We start from the raw sequence: 6083 nt of genomic DNA, 5'->3' as shown, positions 1-6083 counted from the left end.
AAAAGTTTCATACTCTCGCCCCTCCTTTTTGAGAAAATGGAAATATGAAGAACCTATATAGCACGAGTATATTCTTTTAACCATTCTCTTTCTTCATCTGTAAGATGAGGAGCAATTTTTTCATATACTTGTGCGTGGTAGTTATTCAGCCAATCAATCTCAAATTTAGTCATATACTGTGTATCGATACCGTCAAGGTCGATAGGTGCGAAAGTGATTGTCTCAAATTCCATGAACTGTCCGTATTTATTCTGTTCTGCTTTCTTAACGATAAATTCATTTTCGATACGGATACCGAATTTTCCGTCTTCATAGATACCCGGTTCGTCTGTGATGACCATACCTTCTTCTAACTGGTGGTGTTCGTTTTTGCTTGGAACAACATACCAGCGGAAACCTGTAGGCGCTTCATGAATATTTCCGAGGTAACCTACACCGTGTCCTGTACCACACTGGAAATCCAATCCCAAATCCCAAATAGGTCCTCTTGCGAGAATGTCAAGATTGTATCCGTAGCAGCCATATAAGAATTTTGCTCTTGACAAATTCATCATAGCACGCACAATTGCAGTGAAAAATTTTTTCATTTCATCGTCAACAGAACCAAGTACAAATGTTCTTGTGATATCTGTAGAACCTTCAAAATATCCTCCGCCTGTATCATTTAAGAAGAAAGCGCCTCTTTCTAATTTGACATCAGATTCAGGGGAAGGAGAATAGTGCATCATTGCCGCATGGTCTTTAAATGCACACAACGGTTCAAAACTGTCGCGAATATAACCTTCCTGTTCTGCGCGGAAACCTGTTAACTTATCAGCGGAACTTAATTCAGTAATTGTCTCTTTATCGTAACGTGTTTTTACCCAATGCATGAATTTTGTAATGGCAACACCGTCTTTGATATGAGCCTGTCTGATGTTTTCCAATTCTACAGGATTTTTCATCGCTTTAAAAAGAATAGTAGGGTTTGCGTGCTCTACAATCTTACAAGGAATGTTCTTATAGAGCGCATAGTTCATTTTCATTGGATCGATCATAATGGTTTCGTCTGCCGAAAGTGTCTTGATATCTTCGTAAATATCATTGTATGGGTGGATATGTACGTTGTTTTTTGCTAATTCGGCTAAGATTTCATCGTTTAATTTATTTTCATCAACATATAAGTCGACACAGTCCATTTTTACTACTGCATAAGAAAGTAAAAGTGGGAAGAAATCAATATCATCTCCACGAACATTCAAAAGCCAGCATACATCGTCAAGAGAGGCGATGGCGTGAACGGTAGCACCGTGATCGCGCATAACCTGACGTACACGTTCTAATTTGGAAGCAGTACTTTCTCCTGAATATTTTTCTTCAAGGAAAAATGCAGGTTTATCCGAAAGAGCAGGTCTGTCAGTCCAGACTGCGTCGATTAAATCTTCTGAATAGTCAATGGAAATGTTTTTTGGTGAAAGGGCTTCCTCGTATTCCTGTCCTTCGCCCATGGATAATACACGGCCGTCGAATCCTACTTTTCCCCCTTCTTTAATGTTTGCTGCAAGAAATTCAGTTACGGAAGGAGTGTCACCGACAAACATTTTCATTAAGCGGACGCCGGTTCCTTCCAATTCATTTGTTGCCTGAAAGAAATATCTTCCATCAGTCCAAAGTCCTGCATCATCTTTTAAAATGACAGCAGTTCCGTAAGAGCCGCTAAATCCTGTAATAAATTTTCTTGCTTTGAAATGTTCTCCTACATATTCACTTTGATGAAAATCAGCAGTTGGAACAACGTAAGCGTCAATTCCTTTTTCTGTCATTAGTGAACGAAGGTTTGCAATTCTTTCTGTTACTTTCATGTTGAAATAACCTCCTATTCATATAATTTAAACTATACTAATATTTTATCACAGAAAAAAATAGAATCAATATTTTCATATAAAAAAACAGCCTGATTTCAGACTGTTTTTTTATGGAGCTTTAAGTAAAGTTAATTCTTATTCTTCGCCTTCTGATGTTAAACCGTTTAATGGTTTGATTAAGAAGAACATAACGATTGCACAAACGAATGAAATGATCATGAATGCTAACATGATATTAAAGTCACCCATTTTTTCAACAAGTTTCATGATTTCACCATTGATTGTTGAAGCAACGAAAGAAGCCATTGTCCAAATACCCATTAATAATGATAAGTATTTTTTCGGAGCGAATTTACTTACGAATGAGTTTCCAAGTGGAGAGAAACAAATTTCACCACAAGTAATTAATACACCGAACAGACAAATCCATAAGAAGTGTGCTTTACCAGCACCTCTTACGATGTCCATAAGTGCTAATGCTCCGTAAGATAATCCTAAGAATACGAATGATAAAGTAACTTTCTGGAACATAGATAAGTCACCCTTTGGTCTGTTTGCAAGTCTTTCCCAAAGTTTAGCAGCAGCCAAACTCATGAAGATACATAATAAACCGTTCCATGTTGTTGTTAAATGAGCAGGTGAAAGTTCAAATCCACCAACTGTACGCATTACATTATCACGAATATAGAATGTAAGGAAAATGTCCTGCTGATAGTATGCCAACCAGAATACAACTGAGAATAATGAAACTAAAAGAATAGCCAATACATTTTTCTTCTGTAATGTTGTAAGTGGAGCAGTAGATTTTTCTTTCTTTTCGTGTTTTTCCTGACCGATAACATTTCCCTGTGTATCTGTAAGATATTTGAAAGGTAATTTACCCTGTCCCTGTAACAATCCATAGCATGCTGTAAAGATAGCACCACCAATGAAGATAATGATTGCACAAAGAAGGAATACCTGTCTGAATCCTAATACATCGCCTTCTTTGAATGTTGACATGTATAATGCCGCACCAATCATTGAACCAAAGAAAGCACCAATATTAACGAATGAATACTGGATTGAGAAAGCAGTGTCAAGAAGTTTCTCATCGTCAAACAAACGTCCGATGATAGCGGCAAGGTTACCTTTGAAGAATGCTGTACCGATAGCAACTACAACGATCATAGCCCAAACCATTCCGACACTGTGTGACTGCCAACCAAGTAAATATCCGATACCCATTAAAATACAACCAAGTGTTACTGCGTATCTGGCACCTAAGAAACGGTCACAAATCCAACCACCTACGATTGGTGTGATGTAAGTAAATGATGTTAATGCTGCTGCGATAGGAGCGGCATCAACTTCGCTAAGTCCAATACCACCTTCTGCAACTGAAGTTGCAAGGAAAAGTGCTAAAAGTGGTTTTGAACCGTAGAAAGCGAAACGTTCAAATGTGTAAGTAATACAACAAATCCAATATCCAATAGGATATTTTCCTTTTTTTGCTGTTGCGCCCATAAGTTTAAACCTCCAATAAATAATAAAATTTGTCTTCTCTTTAGTTAATAAAGAGATTGCCACCAGAATTGTCGTGCAAATATGAAAACAAAATTTCTTCGTGGTATGTAAGGCTCCAGACTTACATAACTTAAAGCGGTATACTGTTTTCAATGTACACGTTTCTAACGTTTTGCCTGTATGGACAAACATTTGTCCGATATGGGATAGAGACAAAATGTTAGGAATTTACTGATGTAATCATTTATCCCGTAAAACTGATTATATCATAAAAAGCAGTGGTGTGCAAATAGAATTATTTTCTTTTTTTAGAAAAACTTAAGAAAAATTTAATAGTCAAAAGAGCGGAAAAATGAAATAAAAAGTATGTGAAAAAAATGTCAAATCTTTTATAAAAACCATTGCTATTTAGAATAGTGTATTATATAATATAATCGGCAGAGAATTTGGTTGAATTTTTCAGAAATTTAATAGAAATTTAAAGAAAATGGAGGGCTTAAACATGAGCAACACAACAGCAAACCCGGCAAGTATGAGAATTGCCGCTTTACTTGATTCGGGAAGTTTCGTTGAAATCGGCGGTGCTGTCACAGCAAGAACAACAGATTTCAATATGCAGACAAAAGAGACTCGGGCAGACGGTGTTATCACCGGATATGGAGTAATCGACGGCAATCTTGTATATGTATACAGTCAGGACGCTACTGTACTGAACGGTGCTATCGGAGAAATGCATGCAAAAAAAATCGCGGCTATTTATGATATGGCAATGAAGATGGGAGCACCCGTTATCGCATTGATTGATTGTGCGGGATTAAGACTTCAGGAAGCGACAGATGCACTTCACGGTTTTGGAAGTTTGTATTTAAAACAGACAATGGCTTCGGGAGTGATTCCACAGATTACTGCCATATTCGGTACTTGCGGCGGGGGACTTGCGATGGTTCCTGCTCTCACTGATTTTACTTTTATGGAAGAAAAACAAGGAAAATTATTTGTAAATTCACCAAATGCAATATCGGGAAATTCAGTAGAAAAATGTGATACGGCATCAGCAAAATTCCAAAGCGAAGAAACAGGCTTGATTGATGATATTGGAACAGAAGAAGAGATTTTAAACCAGATTCGTTCTCTTGTGACAATTCTTCCGGCTAATAATGAAGACGATCAGTCATATGATGAATGCACAGATGACTTAAACAGAGTCTGTGAAGGTATTGAGAATGCCTGTGGCGATGCGAGAATGACTTTGGCAATGCTTTCAGATAATTATGTATTCTTTGAGACAAAGAAAGAATATGCAAAAGAGATGGTAACAGGATTTATCCGTTTAAATGGAATGACTGTGGGGGCAGTTGCAAACTGTTCAAAACGTTTTGACGAAGAAGGAAATCTTCAGGAAGAATATGCAACTGATTTAACTGTAAAAGGTTGTAGAAAAGCAAAAGAATTTGTGGATTTCTGTGATGCGTTTAATATTCCTGTTCTTACTTTAACAAATGTAACAGGATTTGAAGCAACAAAATGTTCGGAAAAGAATATTGCGAGAGAAGTTGCGAAACTCACATATGCTTTTGCAGATGCAACAGTTCCAAAAGTAAATGTAATTGTAGGAAAAGCATACGGAAGCGCTTATGTGGCGATGAACAGTAAATCAATCGGTGCAGACATGGTATACGCATGGCCTACGGCGGAGATCGGTATGATGAATGCTGAATTGGCAGCAAAAATTATGTATGCAGATGCAGATGCGGATACAATTCAGGCGGAAGCGAAGAAATATAAAGAATTACAGTCCAGTCCGCTTTCGGCAGCAAGAAGAGGTTACGTAGATACAATCATCAGCCCGGCAGATACAAGAAAGTATGTGATTGGAGCGTTTGAAATGTTATTTACAAAGAGGGAAGAACGTCCATCAAAAAAACACGGAACGGTTTAGTGAGGTGAGACAAAGTGAAAAAAAGAATTAGTTTATTACTATGCGTTTTTGTGCTTACATTCAGTTTTGTCGGCTGTGGGAGTGAGAAGAAAACGATAGAGTATGATAAGGAATTACTGGAGCAGAACGCGGAAATCATTATTCAAAGTTTTTCAGATATGGACGATGAAACGTTTGCACAGTACGAGGACGGCTCGGAATTACAGGTAAATATGATGTTACTGCAGTCGGGACTTCCTATGCAGAAGGAAGAGTTTGTTTCCATGATTCATTCATGGCAGGCGGCCATTGACGAGTGTGGAGAATACAAAAAGCACGGCAAATATGAAATTGAAGCGGGAACAAAGGAAGTTACTTTAAGTACGGAAGCAACATACGAAGACAGAAAAGCGACTATTGAATTCAAATTTGACGATAAGTTGAATATGGAATCTATGGACGTTTCTGCGAAATACACAACAGCGGAAATTCTTGAAAAAGCGGGAATGAATACTGTATTGGGTATGGGAACGGTATTTGTTGTATTAATTTTCCTTGCGTTTATTATTTCTTTATTAAAATATATTCCTTCTATTATAGGAAAATTTGGAAAGAAAGAAGAACAAAAGGAAACAGTAGAAAAGAAACCTGTAGTAGTGGAGCAAAACGAAACTCCGGCTATGGACGATTTGGAATTGGTGGCGGTTATCACAGCGGCAATCGCAGCAGAAACAGGAACATCATCAGATGACTTTGTTGTTCGTTCAATCAAACGAAGAACGTCAAATAATTGGAATTAGAATGAATTTAGGAGG

The 6083-nt window shown here is 37.5% G+C and carries 4 protein-coding genes; 2 read left to right on the top strand and 2 right to left on the bottom strand.

Annotated elements, in window-relative coordinates; genetic code table 11:
- Positions 1-53: 53 nt before the first annotated feature.
- Positions 54-1841 carry an aminopeptidase P family protein gene (locus ACYQ35_RS06925; protein ID WP_459831567.1) on the bottom strand — a complete coding sequence of 596 codons (1788 nt, stop codon included), beginning with the start codon at positions 1839-1841 and terminating at the stop codon, positions 54-56.
- Between the two features lie 138 nt (positions 1842-1979).
- Positions 1980-3350 (bottom strand): peptide MFS transporter, encoded by a 1371-nt coding sequence (locus tag ACYQ35_RS06920; protein ID WP_459831564.1) that lies wholly within the window; start codon positions 3348-3350, stop codon positions 1980-1982.
- A gap of 502 nt (positions 3351-3852) precedes the next feature.
- On the opposite strand from ACYQ35_RS06920, the gene ACYQ35_RS06915 reads away from it, so the two are divergent.
- Together ACYQ35_RS06915 and ACYQ35_RS06910 are read left to right on the top strand one after the other, a co-directional pair.
- A complete protein-coding gene (locus tag ACYQ35_RS06915; RefSeq protein ID WP_459831561.1) occupies positions 3853-5289 on the top strand; it encodes an acyl-CoA carboxylase subunit beta in 1437 nt (478 codons plus the stop codon).
- Between the two features lie 14 nt (positions 5290-5303).
- On the top strand, positions 5304-6068 hold the full coding sequence (locus tag ACYQ35_RS06910; RefSeq protein WP_459831557.1) for an OadG family transporter subunit: 765 nt from the start codon (positions 5304-5306) through the stop codon (positions 6066-6068).
- The last annotated feature ends 15 nt before the right edge of the window (positions 6069-6083 follow it).

This window comes from Faecalimonas hominis (assembly GCF_054660755.1).
The sequence above is the reverse complement of the archived record's forward strand: the minus strand, read 5'-3'. Positions and strand labels throughout refer to the sequence as shown.

Excerpts from the sequence above, each read along its gene's own strand:
- ACYQ35_RS06925 (WP_459831567.1), bottom strand. The coding sequence starts at position 1,841 with ATGAAAGTAACAGAAAGAATTGCAAACCTTCGTTCACTAATGACAGAA.
- ACYQ35_RS06920 (WP_459831564.1), bottom strand. The coding sequence starts at position 3,350 with ATGGGCGCAACAGCAAAAAAAGGAAAATATCCTATTGGATATTGGATT.
- ACYQ35_RS06915 (WP_459831561.1), top strand. The coding sequence starts at position 3,853 with ATGAGCAACACAACAGCAAACCCGGCAAGTATGAGAATTGCCGCTTTA.